Below are 18,932 nucleotides of genomic sequence, written 5' to 3' on the forward strand. Positions count from 1 at the left end.
CCCCAGCCAGGAACTTCTCCCGCCACTCACTCAGCAAGGCCGCCGTGACGCCCAGCTCCCGCGACAGGGCGTCGAGTTCCTCGCCCTTGAGCAACCGGAGCACCGCCTCCTTCTTGCGCTTCGCCGAAAACCGACCGCGCTCCGACGTCCTGTCCTGCTTCTGCTGCTTCTTCACATCCACCTCACACGGGGGAGGTTATTCCCCCAGAGAGGTGTCTCAAGAAATCCTGGGGCGGAGGAGATCCAGCCCTAGGCGGGCCGCACGCCGCATGTCCTGAAGGCAGCAGGAGAGGGGGGCCCCGCGCGGGCCTCCCTCTTTTTTTGTTCGCCGCCTGACGCGACGTGCGTGGCCTTTCCGACAGGAGGGGCGCGCCGGGGTGCCGCTGGAAAGAGACGCCCTAGCTTCGCAGCCTAGCTGACGCCGGGGCCACGAGCCGCCCGCGTACACAGCCACTCCAGGGCGCGGTCCTCCCGGCCGGGCCCTCCACACGAGGGACGACGTTCATGCGGATCACCTTCCTGGGTCATGCGGGCTTCGCGGTGGAGACCGCCGGAGCGCTCGTCGTCATGGATCCGTGGCTGACGCCCCAGGGGGCCTTCGACTCCGCGTGGATGCAGCTGCCGCGCAACCACCACCTGGCGCCGCGCGTGCGTGAGCTGCTGGAGACGCCGGGCAAGGAGCGCTTCCTCTACATCAGCCACGAGCACAAGGATCACTTCGACCCGGAGTTCCTGGCCACCATCGCGAAGCGGGACTTCACGGTGCTGGTGCCCAAGTTCCGCCGCGCGGAGCTGCGGGACATCTTCGAGAAGTACGGCTGCAAGCGCGTCATCGCGTGCGAGGACTCGCGCGAGATTCCCATCAAGGGCGGCTACATCAAGCTCTTCGTGTCCGAGCAGGGCACCAACCGCGACTCCAGCGTGATGGTGCGCGGTGACGGGCAGTGCTTCCTCAACATCAACGACTGCAAGATGCATGATCGGCTGGCGCGCGTCATCGCGGAGGAAGGGCCCATCGACGTCTTCTCCGCCCAGTTCTCCGGCGCCATCTGGCACCCCACCTGTTACGAGTACCCGAGGGAGACGTACTCGGCCATCAGCCTGAAGAAGCGCGACAGCAAGTTCGAGGCGGTGGCGCGCGCGTTGGAAGTGGTGCAGCCCCGCGCGTACATCGCGGCGGCGGGCCCGGCGGCGTTCCTGGATCCGGAGCTCTTCAGCCTGAACTTCCAGGACGTGAGCATCTTCCCGCGCGCGCCCGTGCTCTTCTCCTACCTGGAGAAGCGCCTGCCCACGCTGCCCACGCGCTACCTGGAGCCCATGCCCGGGGACGTGCTGGACGCGGGCCCGCTGGAGTTCGTGTCCCAGGTGCCGGAGCGCGTGACGACGGAGAACTTCCAGGAGTACCTCCACACGTACGCGAAGGACATGGCCCACGTCTTCCGCGAGCGCCGCCGCAACCTGATGCGCGAGGAGGTGGATGAAATCCACGGCCGCCTGCGCGTGGAGCTGCAGCGCAAGCTGGACCTGTTGGATCTGCACGACCGCGTGGGCATGCCGTTCTACGTGGAGCTGACGGAGGCGCCCACGCGGCTGTTGCGCGTGGACTTCAAGGGCCGCCGCGTGGATGAAGTGACGGAGATGCGCGACAAGAGCCGCTACGCGATGAAGGTGAGCGCGAGCGACATCGTGCGCGTGCTGGACCGGAAGCTGAACTGGGAGGACTTCCTCTTGTCCTTCCGCCTGCGCCTGTCCCGCAACCCGGACGTCTACGAGCCCGTGCTGCACGGCTTCCTGGGCGTGGAGGTGGAGGACATCCGCGAGTTCTGCGACGGCATCCGCGCCACGGAGGCCCAGAAGGAGCGCACCGTGGTGGAGGCCGGCGGCAAGCGCTTCACCATCCAGCGCTTCTGCCCGCACCAGGGCGCGGACCTGTCGGAGGGCTGGGTGGAGGAGGGCCGCTACGTGGTGTGCCCGCGCCACCGCTGGCAGTTCGACCTGCAGAACGGCGGCGTGTGCAAGTCGAACAACTCCACGCTCTGCGCGGAGCCCGTCGCGGACAAGCCGGAGAAGGTGGAGCGCGGCGGAGACAAGGCCCCGGCGGCGGACAAGGCGCCCGTCGTGGACAAGGCGCCCGTCGAACCGCCGCGCGTCTGATGCTTCTTCAGCTGCCCCGGTAGGTGGAGAAGCCGAAGGGGCTCAAGAGCAGCGGGACGTGGTAGTGCTCGTCGGTCGCCGTGACCTCGAACACGACCTGCACGTACGGGTAGAAGCCCCGCTGCCCCCGGGCCTGGAACCAGGCCCCGGTGTCGAAGGTGAGGCGGTACACGCCGGGCTGAAGCTTCGTGTTCGCGCCCGACAGGTCCTTCACCCGTCCGTCCGCGTTGGTGACGCCCCGGGACAGCTCCCGGAACTCTTCGCCCGAGCGGGCCTCCAGCGTGAGGGAGAGTCCCTCCGCGGGACGGCCCGTGCTCGTGTCCAGGACATGCGTGCTGAGGGTGCTCATGACGCGAGGAGCTTCTCCAGTCGGATGCGGGTGATCTTCGCCTGCTCCCCGGCCGCGATCTTCAGCTCCGCTTCCGGGGTGTTGTGCATGCGGTCCTGGAGCAGCTCCAGCATCTCCGCGGCGCTCTTGCCGGTGGCGCAGATGAGGAAGATGAAGCCGTAGCGGGACTCGTAGTCCCGGTTGCCCTGGGCCAGCGCCTGCAACACGCCTTCGTTCGCGCCGGCCACGCCCTTCTGCTCCTGCGACGACCACTGCGCGGTGGAGGCGAACTTCTCCCGCAGCTTCGACACGTCGCCGATGCGCGGGTGGTGCGTGAAGGCCTCCTTCCAGTCCTCCGGCCCCGTGCGCGCCCAGGCGTCCACGGCCTCCGCGTACAGGTGCTCCGCGTCCCGGAACGGGCGGACGGCCAGCATCCGCTGGACCCACTTCGTGCTGCCACAGCAACGGGTGAAGGCCTCGGTGGCCTCCTGCGTCGTGGCGGTGTTCAGGCGCTCCAGCGGCGTCGTCACGCCGGCTCCCCGAAGAGGCGCAGCCGGCTGACGCCGCCGTCCGGGAAGATGTTGAGGCGCACGTGGGTGATGGGGCCCACGTCCTTCAGCTCCTTCTCGAAGACGTGGCAGTGGTCCGCCTGGAGCTTCGACTGCGGCAGCAGCTCCTTCCACTGGAGGTGCGTCGCGTTGGCGAAGTCCAGGAGCGGCTCCTCCAGGTGGATGCCCTCCAGCGAGCAGCGGTCCGGGAAGTTGCCCTTGAAGTAGTGGGTGTCCACCTCCGCGCGGCGCAGCGTGCCCGCCGTGGCCAGCTTCACGACGATCCAGTCGAAGCCCGGCACGCGCTTGCGGCGCGTCTCCCAGCCCTCGCCCATGTTCGCCGCGCGGCCCGGGAAGATGAGGTTGTCCTTCGTGCCGAAGAACTGATCGTTGCACGTGACGACGGAGCCGCCGTTGGCCGCCGCCGCCAGGTCCACCAGCCCCGCCTTCTTGAGGGCGTGCCAGTCCGGCAGCACCTGCCCGTGCACGCGCAGGCGCGCGACGCCGCCGTCCGGGTAGATGTTGAGGCGCACGTGCGTGAAGCGCCGCTCGTTCGCCACCGCGAAGAGGTTGCGCGAACCGCCGCGCAGGCGCTGCTTGGGGACCAGCTCCGTCCAGCGCGACACGTCCTCCGCCAGCGACTCCGGCGACGGGTCTCCGTCCACCTCGCACGCCTCCAGGGAGGCGTACTCGGGGAAGTTGCCGAGGAAGTGGTTGGTGTCCACGTCGATGCCGTGGATGGCGCCGGGCAGGCCCAGCTTCACGATGCACCAGTCGTAGCCGGGCACGCGCTTGCGGCGCGTCTCCCAGCCGTCCATCCACTTGCCGCGCTCCGTGTACTTGTCCGCGATAAAGACGCCGCGCCCGGGCTCCAGCATCGACTCCTTGGGCGCGAAGAACTCGTCGTTGGCCAGCAGGGCCTTGCCGCCCACCTTGCGTGCGGCGAGATCAATCAAGTCTGCGAAGGCGACGTGCATCGCCCCGGGGGCTTCTGCTTGCATCGGTTTCCTCTCCCGGACCGCCGGGGCTAGCCGCGCGGCAGCCACTGGCCGATGCGCGGGCCCGTCAGTCCCTCGGTGGCGTCGAAGATACGCTGGCCGCGCAGGTATGTCCTCATCACCCGGCCTTCCAGCTCGCGACCGGCGTAGGGCGTCAGCCGGTGCCGGTGGCGGATGTCCTCCGGCGCCACCTTGAAGCGCGCCTCCGGGGCGAAGACGACGAAGTCCGCGTCCAGCCCCGGCCGGATGGCTCCTTTGCGCCCCGACAATCCGGCCAGCTTCGCGGTGCGGTGCGCCATGCGCTCCACCAGCGCGTCCAGGCCCAGGCCGTGCGCGCGCATGCCCGTCCACACCGCGGACACGCTGAGCTGCAACCCGGCGATGCCGCCCCACGCGCCGGAGAAGTCCCCGGCCTCCAGCTTCTTGAGCGCGGGCGTGCAGGGCGAGTGGTCCGACACCACCAGGTCGATGAGGCCGCTCTTCACCGCGTCCCACAGCCGCTCGCGGTTGGCCGCCTCGCGGATGGGCGGGGCGCACTTGAAGTGGGTGGCGCCGGCTTCAATCTCCTCCGACGTGAAGGTGAGGTAGTGCGGGCACGTCTCCACCGTGAAGGGCAGCCCCTCCGCCTTCGCCTTCGCGATGTCGTCCAGCGCGTCCGCCGCGGACAGGTGGACGATGTGCACAGGGCCGCGGTGCTCGCGGCACAGGTCGATCATCATCCGGATGGCGTCCACCTCCCACGCGGCCGGACGTGACGCGAGATAGCTGGCGTACGCGCGCACGTCGCCCGCGAAGGGCGGCTCATGGTCCGTCAGCTCCGCGTGGACCAGCAGCGGCACGCCCGCCTTCGCGAGGATGGGCATGGCCGCGTCCAGCACCTCGCGCGTGGCGGCGGGGAACTCATCCACGCCCGAGTGCACGAGGAAGCACTTGAAGCCCGGCGTGCCCGCGTCGACCATCGCCTGGAGCTCGTTGGCGTTGCCGGGGATGACGCCGCCCCACAGGCCGTAGTCGATGGCGCACTGGCCGGACGCGGCCTCCGCCTTGGTGCGCAGCGCGGCCAGGGACGTGGTCGCGGGGATGGAGTTGAGCGGCATGTCCACCACGGTGGTGATGCCGCCCGCCGCCGCCGCCGCCGTCGCCGTGGCGAAGCCCTCCCAGTCCGTGCGGCCGGGCTCGTTGATGTGCGCGTGGCTGTCCACGATGCCGGGCAAGAGCGCGTCCCGGCCCAGCTCCACCACCTGCGCGTCCTTTGGCACGTCCACCGTCGCGTGGATGCCTTCGATGCGCCCGTCGCGCACCACCACCGCCGCGGCGCGCGTGCCTTCGGGCGTCACCACGCGCTCACCGCGAAACACCGTCACACCAGAAGCACTCACGTCTCGAACTCCGTCGTCGCGTAATCCGCGAGCGCGCGGAAGTGGCGCTCGCTGTCATCCAGGTAGAGCTGTTTCGTGATGCCGCCCACCAGGCGGGGCAGGCTGTACTTCATGCCGGAGATGCTGGCGCCGCCGAAGCCCAGCGAGAGCAGGCACCCGAAGGTGTAGTTGAACACGCCGCCCAGCCATGGCGCGGTGCCGGGCTGCTTCTCCTGGAACTCGAAGGAGGGGCCCAGGTACGGGTGGCGCAGCAGGTCCGCGTGCCGTTCGTTCTCCGGCGGAGTGAAGCGGTCCTTCCACAGCGCGATGTGCGGGTGCAGCTCCTGAAGCTCCGGCCGCAGCGACAGGTCCGTGGTGAAGCCGGACGCGATGATGAGGAAGTCGAACGCGTGTGTCGCGTGCGGCGTGCGCACCACGGCCTGACCGTCCTGCGCCTTCACCTCCACCCAGGGGCTCTCCGCGTGCAGGTGGAAGTGCGGGTGGCGGCGGGCGCGCTCGAAGGTGTCGCGCGGCGGCAGTTGGCCCATGTCGATGATCTGCCGGATGAAGCGCCAGCGCTGCGCGTCCGGCAGGTCGCCGTGGTGGCGCAGGAAGCCCGCGAACTCCGCCCAGCGGTAGGGGTTCACGTTGGGCAGCTTCTTGCGGCGGTAGAACAGGTCCACCTGGCCCACGCCCGACTCCAGCGCCACGGAGGCGTTGTCGAACGCGGAGGCCCCCGCGCCCAGCACGCCCACGCGCTTGCCCTTCAGCGCGGCGAAGTCGATGGGGTCATGCGTGTGCGCCCACAGCGCGCGCGGCAGCGGCTGCACCTCCGGCGGCGCCTCCCAGCGGCCGGAGCCGTCGATGCCGGTGGCCAGCACCACCTTGCGCGCGAGGAGGAACTCCGTCTCGCCGTTGTGCGCGGCGGGGACCTCGAAGCAGTCCAGGTCCTTGCGCCAGCTCAGCGCGCCCGCCTTGGTGCCGCACTTCACCGGGATGCCCAGCACGCGCCGGTACCAGAGGAGGTAGTCCGCCCACAGCTCCTTCGGGATGAGGGCCACCTGCTGGAAGCCCTCCACGCCGTGCTGCGCTTCGTACCAGGCGCGGAAGGAGAGGTTGGGGATGTTGTAGTCCGGACCGGTGAGGTACTTGGGCGTGCGCAGGGTGATCATCCGCGCGAACGTCTTCCAGGGCCCGTGGAAGCCGTCCCTGCCGTCGTCCAGAACCAACAGGTTCGTCACGCGCTCGCGCATCAGCCCGAACGCGGCGCCCAGCCCGCTCTGTCCTCCGCCCACGATGAGCACGTCCAGGATGGGACGTCCGTCTGGCGTGAAGCGCGGCGGCACCCAGCTGCGGGCGGGGTACGACAGGATGTCCAGGTCGCGGCGGAGGGCGTCTTCCAACGCCTCCAGGCCCTGCGGTGGACGATACGTCGAGGCCAGCGGGTCGCGGTCGGGCATCGTGCCTCAAGCAACCCATGCCCGGATCTTCCATGCAAGGGGGCCCCCCAGGCATTCGCCCCGTCGGGCCGGTTCCGGACGGCCGCCTCAGAGGTGCGAGGTGGGGCCGGCCGCCTGGGGCACGAGCAACTCGAAGCGCACGCGCGCGTTGTCCGTGCGCATCCCAGCGGGGCCTTCCAGGCGGAGCGCGTCCGCGGGCAGCAATCCCTCCCAGACGCGCAGGCCGTCCGCGTACACGGTCAGCACGTTCGCGTCGATGCGGGCGCGCAGCACGTGGGCTTCACCGGGGGACAGCCGCTCCAACGGCTCCATGAAGCGCGGCGGCACGGTGGAGTAGCCCGCGTTGCCGCACTCGCCGCTCTCGTGGTCGTCCGGGTTGGACTTGAACTGGACCACGATGCCCGCGGAGGGGGCGATGCGCCACATGGCGTAGATGAGGTTGCAGCCGTCCCGGGCGCGCAGCTTGAGGCCCACCTGTTCGCGCTGCTGGCCCGACGCCAGCGGAACCACCTCGCTGGTGGCGCCCAGCCAGGTGAAGCGCAGCTCCGCCTCGTCCCCCGTCGTCTCCGGGACGACCGCGCGCTGGCGCGGCCCCTCGATGGCGAAGTGCGTCCCGTCCTGTTCGTCCTCCTCCTGGAGGTTCACGACCTGGCCTTCGGTGACGTGCAGCTGCCGCCGTGTGACGGGGGCCAGTCCGTTCTTCGTTGGCGGAGGGTCGGCGCGCAGCGCGCGCTTGCTGGAGGACACGGGGGATTCCATGGGCTTCCTCGCGCTGTTGCAGGCGCCGTGGCTCAGGAGCAGTCCGCCCGCCCACAGCATCAATACGCCAGACGTCCCGAGCGCCACCCACCGCCGCTGCCGTGCATCGCTCATGAGCCCTTTCCTCCCAGGAGCGCCCGGAGGGTCTCCAGATGCGCGCCCAGGTAGGCCTGCTCCGCCTGGAGTCGCGCCAGCTCCAGCAGCAGGTAGTCCCGGAAGCGGCGCACCTGCCGCGTCTGCAATTGCTCCACCTCGCGCAGCTGTCCCTGGAGGTCGGACACCAGCGCGGACACCTCGCCCAGCCGCTGCTGCTCGCTCTGCTCGGTGATGCGCAGTTCGCCCAGGAGCTGGCGCACCCGCCGGGGCGCTCCGTCCACCGCGTCGCGCGACTCCAGGCGGCGGCCCTCGCGAGCCTGGGCGTTGGCCTGGCCCTGCCACAGCTGGCCCAGGTTGTAGCCCAGCGTGAGCTGGCCGAAGAGGGGCGTGTTCTGGTCCACGTCGAAGACCTCGTCGTAGCCGCCGCGCACGCTCAGGCGCCACGCGCCCGCTGTGCGCAGGCCGCCGGACAGGACCTCGACCTGATCATCCGCGGACTCGAAGGCGCTGAGCAGCGCGCCCAGGGTCTGCCCTTCCGGGAGTGCGGGTTCGAGCGCCAGTCGTTCGCGGGCCTGGGCGGTGTCGCGCGCGAGCGAGCGCAGGTGATCCAACCGCACCTGCACCGCGTTGAGCTCCTCCAGCGTGGCGCCGCCGTCGCGCAGGTCGTCGCGCAGCTGGGCCACCAGCTCCTCCGCGCGGGGCAGGGAGGTGGCCAGCGCCCGGGCGCGTGCGTCCAGCGCCGCCGCCTCTCCCAACCGCGAGCCCTGCTCCACGGCGCTCTGGAGCGCGGCGAGCGCCTGGTAGCGGCGGCACTCGGCCTCCGCGCGCGAGCGCAGCGTGTGGCCCCGGTACAGGCCCACGAAGTCGTAGCCCAGCCCCGCGGTGACGCGCAGCTTGGGAGAACCCAGGGGCGTGTCGTCCGAGCCTCCCACCGCGTCGCCCGCGTTCACCGCGCCCACGCTGGCGAACACCTCCGGCGCCAGCTCCAGTACGGCCTCCGCCTTCGCGGTGCCGCGCACGCGTTCGCAGTAGCCCTTCGCGAGGTCTCCCCGGGCCCGCACCGTCCCCACTTCTTCCGCCGGCGCCACGCCCGCCCACAACCCGAGCCCCAGCAGGGCTCCCCTCGCGAGGCTCGTCCGCATCCTCCGCTTCCTTTCCGATTTCACGACGGGGCTCACAGCATCAACGGGGGATGGCCCAGGTGAAGCAGAGGCTCTCGCGCGCTCGGCGCATCCCGAAGCTGGAGCTCCACCATCACGCCTCTCAAGTGGTACTGGCGGATGGGGTGCTGCTGGGAGATCTCACCCTCCAGCACGGGCCCCACCACGCCCACCTCGCGGCACCAGAAAATCTTGAGCGCGCAGGTGTAGAGCGGGGTGCCGGCCTGGGCGTTGGGCAGGTTCTCGTAGGGCACGAAGGCCACGTTGAGGTTCTGCTCCAGCGCCTTCAGGTACGGCGAGCCGTGCACCACCTGGAGCAGGTGGTCGAAGCGGCGGATGCGGTCGTCCAGCGCGAGCACGTCCGCCTCCAGGCTCTTGCGCTGCGCGTCCGCCCGGGCCAGCGCCAGCACCGACTGCGTGTATTCACGCTCCAGGAGCAGCGTGTCCGTCGTCAGGCCCTCGGCGGCGGCGTCGCGGCCCAGGCCGTTCTCCGCGGCGGTGAGCCCTTCACGCTCGCGCCGGAGCGTGTCCAGGCGCATGTCCAGGTTCACCGTCTCCTGCGCCAGGGACAGGTTGCTCTGCGCCATCTGCGCCAGGTGGTGGTTGGTGGTGAGCACGTCCTCGCGCTCCATCAGCTTCGCGCCGTAGAGCGCGTTCGTCCGCGTGCGGGCCAGGCCGCTGAACGCGCGGTTGGACTCGGCGATCTCCTCGCCCGTGCGCAGGTACTCCTGGCGCAGCGTGGACAGCCGCTTCGCCAGCCGGTCGCGGGCGCGCTTCTCTCCCTTCAGCGCCACCACGAAGCGCTGCTGGAAGGACCGCTCCGCGGTCACGGTCCGCTCGGCCTCCAGGAGCCGGTCCGCCGCTTCGCGCCGCCGGGCCCTCAGCCCGTCCCGCTCCGACTCCTGCTGCGCCGCCTGTGCGTTGAGCGCCAGCACGTTGGGGTCGGTGGGTGACAGGATGGTGGGCGCGGCCCAGCTGTTGCTCGCCAGGAAGAAGCCCTGCACCACGAGGAACGACATCAGGCCCAGGAGGATCAGCGCCAGCAGCACCGACCCCATGAACTTGTAGGCGGACACCGCGATGGAGTTGATCCGGTTGGCGACCTGCTGGTTCATGACGGGGTTCCTTCTCCTGCGGAGTTGGACGTGAGCTTCGCGGGAGCGGGGGAGGGCTCTGGCGCCGTCGTGGGGCTGCCGCGCGTCTCCCAGCTCCCGGAGTCGAGCGTCAGCAGCGCCAGCGGCGTGAAGAGCGCGTACGTCACCGGCATGAGCAGCGCCATGGGCAGGAAGCTCACGGGGTGCACGCGCCGGTCCTCCGGCAGGTAGCGCGTCTCCATCCGGTAGATGAAGCCCAACAGGCCAATCACCAGGAAGTGGAACGCGAGGATGTCCCAGAACTCTCCGTTGAGCAGGTTGTGGATGATGACCACCGGGTACGACAGCAGCAGCGCCAGCTGCGACACGTAGTGCACGGTGATGACCGGGTGCAGCCGCCACGCGTGCGACAGGCCGCAGATGAGGTCCACCAGGTTGGAGCGCCGCCAGCGCAGCTGCTGGCTGAAGTAGCCCGCGAGCGTGGAGGGCGCGGCGGTGAAGCAGAACGCGTCCAGCGTGTAGACCGTCTCGTAGTCGTGCTTGACGATCTGCCGCGTGAGGAAGCGGTCCTCGCCGTACTTGATGGGGATGCCCGCGATGGCGCGCGACTCCAGGATGGGCTCCAGCTCCATCAGCACTGAACGGCGATACGCCGTCAGGCAACCGGACAGGCACATCACCTGGCGGAACGAGCGCTCCAGGTCCTTCAGCCACTTCTGGGCGAAGTGGAACTTGATTTCGATCATCCGCGTCAGCCAGTTCTGGTGACGGTTGATGACGAAGGTGCGCCCGCCCACCGCGGCGACATTCGGGTGCACGAAGCGGCGGATGAGCTGGCGCACGGCGCTCTTCTCCACCACCACGTCCGAGTCCACGGAGACGATGATCTCCGCGTCCTCCGCGGCGCGGACGCCCCGGTTGATGCCCTTGCGCTTGCCCATGTTCTCCGGGTTGCGCATCACCCGGACGTTGGGGTGGCCCTCCGCGGCCTTGGTGGCCCACGCGACGCTGTCGTCGCGCGAGCAGTCATCCACGACGATGATCTCCAGCAGCTCGTGCGGATAGTCCTGGGCCAGCAGCGCCTTGACCGTGTGGTAGATGCCCTGGCCTTCGTTGAACAGCGGAACGACGATGGCGACCTTCGGGCGGTAGGAGTCGTCCACCCGTTCGAACCGCCGCCCCTTCAGCCGCCGCAGGAACGGGCCAAGGATGTAGCGGTTCATCAAGACGACGATGAACAGCAAATGGATGGGAAACAGTTCCATCGGTCCCGCGCGCCCCCTCACGCCCCGGAAGGGCCCCGGGAACCTCCCGGAGCCCTTCCTTCCGTCCCCAGACGGCCGCTCCACCCCTGTGAAGCGCACGGAAGGTTGGGGCGCCTCGTACGTCCCGCCAACTGTCCGGGACCGGTGGGCCGCCCGGTGATGGAAACCGGGCGGCGCGGGCCTTCAGCGAGGGCTCAGAGCGTCCGCATCCGCTCCAGGTCGCGCTCCAGCTCCGCCTCCCGCGCCTGGCGCAGGGCCGGGGTGGGGAAGGAGATGGCCGCCAGCGATTCGGTCGCCGCGGCGGCGATGCGGTCCACGCCGTCCCGGGAGATGACGCCCGCGTGGAACGCGTCCACCGCCGCGCCCACGTACGTGTCGAAGAAGAAGACGTGCTTCGCGCGCCAGCTGTCGCGCTGCTCCTGCGGCGTCGCCACCACGTCGTGGATGAACACGGCGCGCACGGCCTGGGGCAGGGACTCGCGCATGCGGGCGCCGAACTCCACGTCGCCCTGGCCGCTGTCGCCCACGAAGACGAAGCCGTACTCAGGGAAGAGGCGCGCGTACTGTTCGAAGTTCTCGAACTTCTTCTGCGCGATGCGCGTGTTGCCCACGAGGTAGAAGAAGCTGCCGGAGAGCATCACCGCCAGCGGCACGCCGCGCTTGCTCAGCGAGTCCAGCGTCGCGTTCTCGATGAGGCCCAGCGGATCCTGCGGGCGCGCGCTCACGAAGACGAGGTCGCCCGCGCGGCCCGGGATGATGCCCGGCCCCCGGTCCAGCTCCTGGTAGAACGCGAGCACGCCCGGGTACACCGTCTTCGGCGGGTAGCGCTTGTCCACCCAGTTGGCGAAGAACGTGTCGTCGATGTCGCTCAGGACCTTGTTCTCGCCGCTGGGGAAGGCGTCCGCCTCGCGCTGGAAGTGGGTGAGCAGCTCCGCGCGCACCGCCACGTCGTCCACGTCGTCGAACACCAGCTTGTGCAGGTCGTGGTACTCGCCGCCCGCCTCCAGCAGGTTCTTGAACCCGGTCAGCTCGCGGCCCTTCAGCCCCAGGAACAGGTCGCGCAGCCGCGCTTCCGCCTGTGCGTGCGTGGCGCCCTTCTGGAGCGCGGTGGCCAGCGACGCGCGCACCGGCAGGGACAGCTCCGCCGCCCGGCGCGTGCACAGGAGGTCCAGCAGCTCCGTGTGATGGTCCGGGCCCACCCGCCGGTCATCCAGGTCCGACAGCAGGCGCACCAGGTCCACGTTGGACAGGAGGAAGTTCAGCTCCTCGCCGGTGGCGCCTCCCAGCAGGTCCAGGATGCGGCGTTCGTCGTTCCGGTCCGTGTGGCCCGTCATGTCCCGGCGCAGCGCCTGGAGCTTCGTCGTCGCGGTGGTCAGGTCCATGCGTGTCTCTCCCTGGGCTTGGGGCCGCGAAGCCTACGCGCCCGCCGAGCGGCCGGACCAGCCCCCGTGACAGGCGCGGCGGTTCCTGATTGCCTGCGCGACATGACGGTGTCCTCTTCCTCCACGCCCCTCGACCTGCGCCCCGACGAGGTCCACGTGTGGATCGTCGAACCCGAGCGCATCGACGACCCGCGCCTCCTGGAGACCTACAAGGCCCTGTTGGATCCCAGCGAGCGCGAGCGGCAGCGGCGCTTCCACTTCGAGCGGCACCAGCGGCAGTACCTGGTGTCCCACGCGCTGGTGCGGCTGACCCTGTCGCGCTACGCGCCCGTCGCGCCGGAGGCCTGGCGCTTCGTCCCCAACGAGTACGGCCGCCCCGCCATCGTGGGCCCCGAGGGCCAGTGGCTGCGCTTCAACCTGAGCCATACGGACGGCATGGCGCTGGTCGCGGTGGGCCGCGACGTGGACCTGGGCGCGGACATCGAGGACGCGGAGCGGCCCGGCGAGACGGTGGAGATCGCCGACCACTACTTCGCGAAGACCGAGGTGCAGGCCCTGCGCTCGCTGCCCAAGGAGCGCCAGCGCGAGCGCTTCTTCGAGTACTGGACGCTGAAGGAGGCCTACATCAAGGCGCGCGGCGCGGGCCTGTCCCTGCCGTTGGATCAGTTCGGCTTCGACCTGGTGCCGGGGCAGATGCCCGGCATCCGCTTCGACCCGCGGATGAACGACCTTCCGGACGTGTGGCAGTTCATGCAGCACAAGCCGTCCGCCCGGCACCAGGCGGCGGTGGCCTTCCGCAGGCCCCGGGGCGAGGCGTTCACGGTGCGCTGGCAGCACACCGTGCCGCTGTCCGGGGACATGTCCCCGGTCATCAAGACGGCCTAACCCTGCGCGGCCGTCATCCAGCGCGTCAGGTCCTCGCGCACGGCGGCGAGCACCGGCGGCCCGTGCGTGCGGATGAAGAAGTGGCCGCCCTCGAAGTGGCGGAGGCGCACGTCGGCGGTGGACTCCGCGCGCCAGTGCTCCATCACGTCCAGGCCCACGTGCTTGTCCGCCTTGCCCGCGTACACGGACAGCGGGATGTCCAGCGGGGCCGTGTCCTTGCCGTTCTCCGACCAGGCCAGCGAGAAGTCCGCGCGCAGCGTGGGGAGGATGAGCTCCAGCAGCTCCTTGTGCTGGAGGACCTCCTCCGGCGTGCCATCGTACTCGCGCAGCTTCGCGATGAAGCCCGGATCATCCAGCGTGTGGATGGGCTCCCGGTCGTTGTGCGACGGCGGAGGCGCCGCCGCGGCGATGAAGCCCAGCGGCTTCGGGCCGCCCTGGCGCTTCAGCGTCCGGGCCACCTCCAGGCCGATGCGCGCCCCCATGCTGTATCCGAACAGCGCGAAGGGCCGGTCCATCAGCGGCGTCAGCGCCGGCATCAGCACGTCCATCAGCTCCGGCAGGGACTTCATCGCCGGCTCCATCAGGCGCCGCTCGCGCCCGGGCAGCTGCACCGCGCACAGCTCCACGCCCGTGGGCAGCGCCATGCTCCAGGGCTGGTAGATGGCCGCGCTCCCGCCGGCGAAGGGCAGGCAGAACAGGCGCAGGCGCGGCTCCGGAAGCGGCTTGCGGGACGGGAACCAACGGTCGAGGACGGGAGGGGATGCGCTTGCCATGGCGCGGCCGTCTATACCATGCGCCCCCCGCGCGAAAATCCCCTCCCGCACGGCGCGTGGGAGCTCGTGGCACGCACCCGGAGTGGGGCCATGAAACATCCCTCCCAGCAGGTCCTCCGGCCATGTTTCACCGCCCCCTCCGGCATGTCACATCCGCCGTGTCTCACACTCGCGGAAGCGGAAACCTTCAAGGCCACGGTTGGGCGTGGGACGGGTTGTGGTAGCTTGCCTGTCCGTGAGCTACGAGCTTTCACATCTTGAGGCGCTGGAAGCCGAGTCCATCTTCATCATCCGGGAAGTCGCGGCGGAGCTGGACCGGCCGGTGCTGCTCTTCTCCGGTGGGAAGGACTCCGCGGTGATGTTGCACCTGGCGGTGAAGGCCTTCTGGCCCGCACCGCTGCCGTTTCCGCTGATGCACGTGGACACGGGGCACAACTTCCCGGAGGTCATCCAGTATCGCGATGAACGGGTGGCGGAGCTGGGCGCGCGGCTCATCGTCGCGTCCGTGCAGGAGGCCATCGACGCGGGCAAGGTCACGGAGGAGAAGGGTCCTCGCGCGTCCCGCAACCGCCTGCAGACGCAGCCGCTCCTGGAGGCCATCGAGAAGAACGGCTTCAACGCCGTCTTCGGCGGCGCCCGGCGCGACGAGGAGAAGGCCCGCGCGAAGGAGCGCGTGTATTCCTTCCGCGACGAGTTCGGCCAGTGGGATCCAAAGAACCAGCGGCCGGAGCTGTGGGCGCTCTACAACGGCCGCCACCGCCGCGGTGAGCACCTGCGCGTCTTCCCCCTGTCCAACTGGACCGAGCTGGACATCTGGCAGTACATCGGCCGGGAGAACGTGGCGCTGCCGTCCATCTACTACACGCACCGGCGCGAGGTGTTCCGCCGGGACGGCATGCTGATGGCCTGGTCGCCCTTCATGTCCATGATGTCCGGCGAGACGGTGACGACGGAGACGGTGCGCTTCCGCACCGTGGGCGACATGACGTGCACCGCGTGCGTGCCGTCCACCGCGTCCACCGTGGAGCAGGTCATCGATGAGGTGACGGCCTCCCGCGTGACGGAGCGTGGCGCCAGCCGCGCGGACGACAAGTTCTCTGAGACGGCGATGGAAGACCGCAAGCGCGAGGGATACTTCTAGTGGAACTGCTGAGATTCGCGACCGCGGGCTCCGTGGATGACGGCAAGAGCACCCTCATCGGGCGGCTGTTGTACGACACGAAGTCCATCCTCGAGGACCAGCTCGCCGCGGTGGAGCGCACGAGCCACGCCCGGGGCGACGAGTACGTCAACCTGGCGCTGCTGCTGGACGGCCTGAAGGCCGAGCGCGAGCAGGGCATCACCATCGACGTGGCGTACCGCTACTTCTCCACGGCGAAGCGCAAGTTCATCATCGCGGACACGCCCGGACACCTGCAGTACACGCGCAACATGGTGACGGGCGCGTCCACGGCGGACCTGGCGCTCATCCTGGTGGACGCGCGCAAGGGCGTGCTGGAGCAGACGCGGCGCCACGCGTTCATCGCGTCGCTCTTGCGCGTGCCGCACCTGGTGCTGTGCGTGAACAAGATGGACCTGGTGGACTACGACCAGGGCGTGTTCGACCGCATCCGGGAGGAGTTCCGCCAGTTCTCCATGAAGCTGGACGTGTCCGACCTGTCGTTCATCCCCATCTCCGCGCTGGGCGGGGACAACGTGGTGACGCGCTCGGAGAAGATGCCCTGGTACCAGGGGCCCACGCTCCTGCACCACCTGGAGAACGTGCACATCGCGTCCGACCGGGATCTCATCCACCTGCGCTTCCCCGTGCAGGGTGTCATCCGGCCGGCGTCCGCGAAGAAGTTCCACGACTACCGCGCGTACTCCGGGCAGCTGTTGGGCGGCGTGATGCGCCCGGGCGACGAGGTGATGGTGATGCCGTCCGGCTTCACCACGCGCATCAAGTCGCTGGAGCTGGCCGGCAAGCCGCTGACGGAGGCGTTCCCGCCCATGTCGGTGAACGTGTCGCTGGAGGAGGAGCTGGACATCAGCCGCGGCGACATGCTGTGCCGTCCGGGCAACCCGCCCACCGCGAGCCAGGACATCGACGCGATGGTGTGCTGGTTGTCGGACTCGGCGCAGCTCAACAGCGGGTCCCGGCTGGCCATCAAGCACACCACCCGCATGGCGCGCGCCATGGTGAAGAACCTTCACTACCGGCTGGACGTCAACACCCTGCACCGCGACGAGCAGAGCTCCGGCTTGAAGCTCAACGAGGTGGGCCGGGTGACGCTGCGCACGACGGTGCCGCTCTTCTTCGACGAGTACCGGCGCAACCGCAGCACCGGCAGCTTCATCCTCGTGGACGAAGGCACCAACGCCACCGTGGGAGCGGGGATGATCAACGGCCCCGCCGTGGACAGGTAGGGGAGTGGTGATGCAACAGCGTCCGGGCTTCATCCTCTGGTTCACTGGCATGTCCGGCGCGGGCAAGAGCACGCTGTCCACCGCGGTGGCACGGCAGCTGTCGCCCGTGCAGCGCGTGGAGCTGCTCGATGGGGACGAGGTGCGCACGTACCTCTCCCGCGGCCTGGGCTTCAGCCGCGCGGACCGCGAGGAGAACGTCCGGCGCATCGGCTACGTGGCGCGCGTGCTGGCCAAGCACGAGGTGGGTGTCATCACCGCCGCCATCTCGCCGTACAAGAGCTCCCGGGACGAGGTGCGCGCCCTGGCCACCCAGGCCGGCATCCCGTTCCTGGAGTGCTACGTCCAGGCCAGCCTGGACGCGCTCATCGCCCGCGACGTGAAGGGGCTCTACAAGAAGGCCCTGGCCGGCGAGATTCCGCACTTCACCGGCGTGTCGGACCCGTACGAGCCGCCCGAGTCCCCGGAAATCACCGTCCGCTCCGACGCGGAGACGGTGGATGCGGGGGTGGAGCGCATCCTCGACACGCTGCGGGACCGGGGGCTGCTGGCTCCGGCCGCGAGCGCCGCCTGAGCCGGCCATCGCTTTTCGGCTAGGCTTGGGACCCGGGAGGGGGTCTCAAGCCGTGCCGATGCTCGTCTACAATCCAGGGCAGCCGGATGAGCTGTCCTACCCACTGGGGGACGCGCCCATCACCATTGGCCGCGCGGACGACCAGGGCATCTGCATTCCCCACCGCAGCCTGTCGCGCCAGCACGCCCGCATCGAACCCTCCGACGGGCGCTTCTTCGTCACCGACCTGCAGAGCAAGAACGGCACGTTCGTCAACGGCGTGCAGATCCGCCGCAAGGAGCTGCGCCCCGGCGACACGCTGACGCTGGGCGAGCTCGTCTTCCTGCTCACCCACGAAGCGCCACCGGCCGTGCCCGCGGGCCCGCCCGGCTCGGCGTCCGGAGCTTCCAACGAACCCCGCCCCCAGCTCACGCGCGCGCTCACCCGCGTGCCGCTGAAGACGCTGGTGCAGGCGGTGTCCGGCTCGGAGAAGTCCGAGGTGGAGGCCCCCAGCACGGCCACGCGCGCCCGCGAGCGGATGCGCATCCTCCAGGAGGTGGCGAAGCTCTTGTCCGTCACGGACGACCTGGAGGCGCTGCCCGGTAGGGTGCTGGACCTGGCGTTCCAGATCCTCCACGTGGAGCGGGGCGTCATCCTGCTGGTGGACGAGGACACCGGGAAGCTGGAGCCGCGCGTGACGAAGACGGCCGAGGGCACGGCCGTGCGCGGGCCCATCTACAGCCAGAACATCGTGGACTTCGTGCTGCGCCGGAGCGTGGCGGCGCTCTTCTCCGACGCGGTGAATGATCCGCGCCTGGGCGCCTCGGAGTCCGTCATCTTCAGCTCCATCCGCGCCTCCATGTGCGTGCCGCTCAAGCCCCGCGACGAGGTGCTGGGCGTGCTCTACGTGGACAACGTCTCCACGCCCAAGAGCTTCTCCGAGGACGACCTGGAGTTCCTCGTCGCGTTCGCGGGGCAGGCGGCGCTCGCGCTGGAGAACGCGCGGCTCTACCGCCGCATCGAGCAGGAGACGGTGCAGCGCATGCAGCTCATCATGGACGCGAAGCTGGCCTCGCTCGCGGCGCTGGTGGGCGGCATGGCGCACGAGCTGCGCAACCCGCTCAACTTCATCAGCAACTTCGCCGGCCTCTCCGTGGGCCTCACGGAGGACCTGGCCGGCGTGCTGGAGCCGCAGCGCGAACGGCTGACAGTGGACTCCGTGCGCGACGTGGATGAGGCGCTCGCGTGCCTGCACACCAACGTGCGGAAGATCAACGAGCACGGCCGCCGCGCGGACGCGCTCATCCAGAACATGCTCCAGCACGCGCGCCGCTCGCCCGGTCCGCGCGAACCGGTGGAGCTGAACGCGCTGGTCGCGGAGAGCGTCGCGCTGGGACAGGGCGGCATGCGGGGCGAGCCCCTGACCGTCCGCCTGGATGCCGAGTACGACCCGGCCGTGGGACAGCTGGAGCTGAGCCGCGCGGACGTGGGCCGCGTCATCATCAACGTCGTGGACAACGCGCTCTACGCCATGCGTCAGAAGCGGCAGACGCAAGGGGCCACGTACGTGCCGGTGCTCAAGGTCCGCACCTTCGCGCGTCCGGAGGGGGTGGAGGTCCGGCTGCGCGACAACGGGCCGGGCGTCCCCTCGGAGAGTGCGGGAAGAATCTTCGACCCCTTCTTCACCACGAAGCCGCCGTGGCAGGGGACGGGGCT

General features: G+C 69.8%; 18 protein-coding genes. 6 read left to right on the forward strand and 12 right to left on the reverse strand.

Features of this window, described 5'->3' with window-relative positions; genetic code table 11:
- Positions 1-181: transposase (locus tag D7Y21_RS31910; protein WP_233612357.1), on the reverse strand; the 181-nt coding region annotated here is incomplete at its 3' end.
- A gap of 323 nt (positions 182-504) precedes the next feature.
- Between D7Y21_RS31910 and D7Y21_RS31915 the strand changes: the two genes are divergently transcribed.
- Positions 505-2,154 (forward strand): Rieske 2Fe-2S domain-containing protein, encoded by a 1,650-nt coding sequence (locus D7Y21_RS31915; RefSeq protein WP_121717637.1) that lies wholly within the window; start codon positions 505-507, stop codon positions 2,152-2,154.
- 7 nt (positions 2,155-2,161) lie between these two features.
- Here the strand turns inward: D7Y21_RS31915 and uraH are convergent, their stop codons facing one another.
- The 10 genes from uraH to D7Y21_RS31965 all read right to left on the reverse strand — a co-directional run bounded on the left by uraH (position 2,162) and on the right by D7Y21_RS31965 (position 12,602).
- On the reverse strand, positions 2,162-2,503 hold the full coding sequence (gene uraH, locus D7Y21_RS31920; protein ID WP_120568012.1) for a hydroxyisourate hydrolase: 342 nt from the start codon (positions 2,501-2,503) through the stop codon (positions 2,162-2,164).
- Positions 2,500-3,012, reverse strand: coding sequence for a 2-oxo-4-hydroxy-4-carboxy-5-ureidoimidazoline decarboxylase (uraD, locus tag D7Y21_RS31925; protein ID WP_121717639.1), 513 nt, complete (start codon positions 3,010-3,012; stop codon positions 2,500-2,502). Before uraD ends, uraH begins: the two co-directional genes overlap by 4 nt.
- Positions 3,009-4,031, reverse strand: a complete 1,023-nt coding sequence (gene alc / locus D7Y21_RS31930) for an allantoicase (RefSeq protein ID WP_120568010.1) — start codon at positions 4,029-4,031, stop codon at positions 3,009-3,011. The genes uraD and alc overlap by 4 nt, the downstream gene beginning before the upstream one ends.
- 26 nt (positions 4,032-4,057) lie before the next feature.
- A complete protein-coding gene (gene allB / locus D7Y21_RS31935; protein ID WP_121717641.1) occupies positions 4,058-5,407 on the reverse strand; it encodes an allantoinase AllB in 1,350 nt (449 codons plus the stop codon).
- Positions 5,404-6,846 (reverse strand): NAD(P)-binding domain-containing protein, encoded by a 1,443-nt coding sequence (locus D7Y21_RS31940; protein WP_121717643.1) that lies wholly within the window; start codon positions 6,844-6,846, stop codon positions 5,404-5,406. Before D7Y21_RS31940 ends, allB begins: the two co-directional genes overlap by 4 nt.
- A gap of 87 nt (positions 6,847-6,933) precedes the next feature.
- Positions 6,934-7,719: a hypothetical protein gene (locus tag D7Y21_RS31945; RefSeq protein ID WP_147469430.1), complete on the reverse strand. Its 786-nt coding sequence runs from the start codon at positions 7,717-7,719 to the stop codon at positions 6,934-6,936.
- On the reverse strand, positions 7,716-8,843 hold the full coding sequence (locus D7Y21_RS31950) for a hypothetical protein (RefSeq protein ID WP_120568006.1): 1,128 nt from the start codon (positions 8,841-8,843) through the stop codon (positions 7,716-7,718). Before D7Y21_RS31950 ends, D7Y21_RS31945 begins: the two co-directional genes overlap by 4 nt.
- 32 nt (positions 8,844-8,875) lie before the next feature.
- Entirely contained in the window at positions 8,876-9,976 is a 1,101-nt protein-coding gene (locus tag D7Y21_RS43540; RefSeq protein ID WP_120568005.1) for a hypothetical protein, read from the reverse strand.
- On the reverse strand, positions 9,973-11,220 hold the full coding sequence (locus D7Y21_RS31960; RefSeq protein ID WP_120568004.1) for a glycosyltransferase family 2 protein: 1,248 nt from the start codon (positions 11,218-11,220) through the stop codon (positions 9,973-9,975). Before D7Y21_RS31960 ends, D7Y21_RS43540 begins: the two co-directional genes overlap by 4 nt.
- Before the next feature lie 194 nt (positions 11,221-11,414).
- Positions 11,415-12,602, reverse strand: coding sequence for a phosphatase domain-containing protein (locus D7Y21_RS31965; protein WP_121717647.1), 1,188 nt, complete (start codon positions 12,600-12,602; stop codon positions 11,415-11,417).
- Positions 12,603-12,704: 102 nt separating this feature from the next.
- Between D7Y21_RS31965 and D7Y21_RS31970 the strand changes: the two genes are divergently transcribed.
- Positions 12,705-13,487, forward strand: a complete 783-nt coding sequence (locus D7Y21_RS31970) for a 4'-phosphopantetheinyl transferase superfamily protein (protein WP_121717650.1) — start codon at positions 12,705-12,707, stop codon at positions 13,485-13,487.
- Here D7Y21_RS31970 and D7Y21_RS31975 read toward each other — a convergent pair.
- Positions 13,484-14,260, reverse strand: coding sequence for a thioesterase II family protein (locus tag D7Y21_RS31975; RefSeq protein WP_120568001.1), 777 nt, complete (start codon positions 14,258-14,260; stop codon positions 13,484-13,486). The genes D7Y21_RS31970 and D7Y21_RS31975 overlap by 4 nt on opposite strands.
- A gap of 235 nt (positions 14,261-14,495) precedes the next feature.
- Between D7Y21_RS31975 and cysD the strand changes: the two genes are divergently transcribed.
- From cysD to D7Y21_RS31995, 4 genes are all read left to right on the forward strand, one after another.
- A complete protein-coding gene (cysD, locus tag D7Y21_RS31980; RefSeq protein ID WP_120568000.1) occupies positions 14,496-15,401 on the forward strand; it encodes a sulfate adenylyltransferase subunit CysD in 906 nt (301 codons plus the stop codon).
- A complete protein-coding gene (locus D7Y21_RS31985; RefSeq protein WP_120567999.1) occupies positions 15,401-16,666 on the forward strand; it encodes a sulfate adenylyltransferase subunit 1 in 1,266 nt (421 codons plus the stop codon). Before cysD ends, D7Y21_RS31985 begins: the two co-directional genes overlap by 1 nt.
- A gap of 10 nt (positions 16,667-16,676) precedes the next feature.
- Positions 16,677-17,237 carry an adenylyl-sulfate kinase gene (gene cysC / locus D7Y21_RS31990; RefSeq protein WP_120567998.1) on the forward strand — a complete coding sequence of 187 codons (561 nt, stop codon included), beginning with the start codon at positions 16,677-16,679 and terminating at the stop codon, positions 17,235-17,237.
- Between the two features lie 58 nt (positions 17,238-17,295).
- Positions 17,296-18,932: FHA domain-containing protein (locus D7Y21_RS31995; RefSeq protein WP_121717652.1), on the forward strand; the 1,637-nt coding region annotated here is incomplete at its 3' end.

The sequence above is a fragment of the Corallococcus sp. AB045 genome, assembly GCF_003668895.1.
Taxonomy (GTDB): domain Bacteria; phylum Myxococcota; class Myxococcia; order Myxococcales; family Myxococcaceae; genus Corallococcus; species Corallococcus coralloides.

Coding starts and splice junctions, on each gene's coding strand:
- D7Y21_RS31965 (WP_121717647.1), bottom strand. CDS start 12,602: ATGGACCTGACCACCGCGACGACGAAGCTCCAGGCGCTGCGCCGGGAC.
- alc (WP_120568010.1), bottom strand. CDS start 4,031: ATGCAAGCAGAAGCCCCCGGGGCGATGCACGTCGCCTTCGCAGACTTG.
- D7Y21_RS31945 (WP_147469430.1), bottom strand. CDS start 7,719: ATGAGCGATGCACGGCAGCGGCGGTGGGTGGCGCTCGGGACGTCTGGC.
- uraH (WP_120568012.1), bottom strand. CDS start 2,503: ATGAGCACCCTCAGCACGCATGTCCTGGACACGAGCACGGGCCGTCCC.
- D7Y21_RS31940 (WP_121717643.1), bottom strand. CDS start 6,846: ATGCCCGACCGCGACCCGCTGGCCTCGACGTATCGTCCACCGCAGGGC.
- D7Y21_RS31970 (WP_121717650.1), top strand. CDS start 12,705: ATGACGGTGTCCTCTTCCTCCACGCCCCTCGACCTGCGCCCCGACGAG.
- D7Y21_RS31950 (WP_120568006.1), bottom strand. CDS start 8,843: ATGCGGACGAGCCTCGCGAGGGGAGCCCTGCTGGGGCTCGGGTTGTGG.
- D7Y21_RS31960 (WP_120568004.1), bottom strand. CDS start 11,220: ATGGAACTGTTTCCCATCCATTTGCTGTTCATCGTCGTCTTGATGAAC.
- D7Y21_RS31915 (WP_121717637.1), top strand. CDS start 505: ATGCGGATCACCTTCCTGGGTCATGCGGGCTTCGCGGTGGAGACCGCC.
- D7Y21_RS31975 (WP_120568001.1), bottom strand. CDS start 14,260: ATGGCAAGCGCATCCCCTCCCGTCCTCGACCGTTGGTTCCCGTCCCGC.
- cysC (WP_120567998.1), top strand. CDS start 16,677: ATGCAACAGCGTCCGGGCTTCATCCTCTGGTTCACTGGCATGTCCGGC.
- D7Y21_RS43540 (WP_120568005.1), bottom strand. CDS start 9,976: ATGAACCAGCAGGTCGCCAACCGGATCAACTCCATCGCGGTGTCCGCC.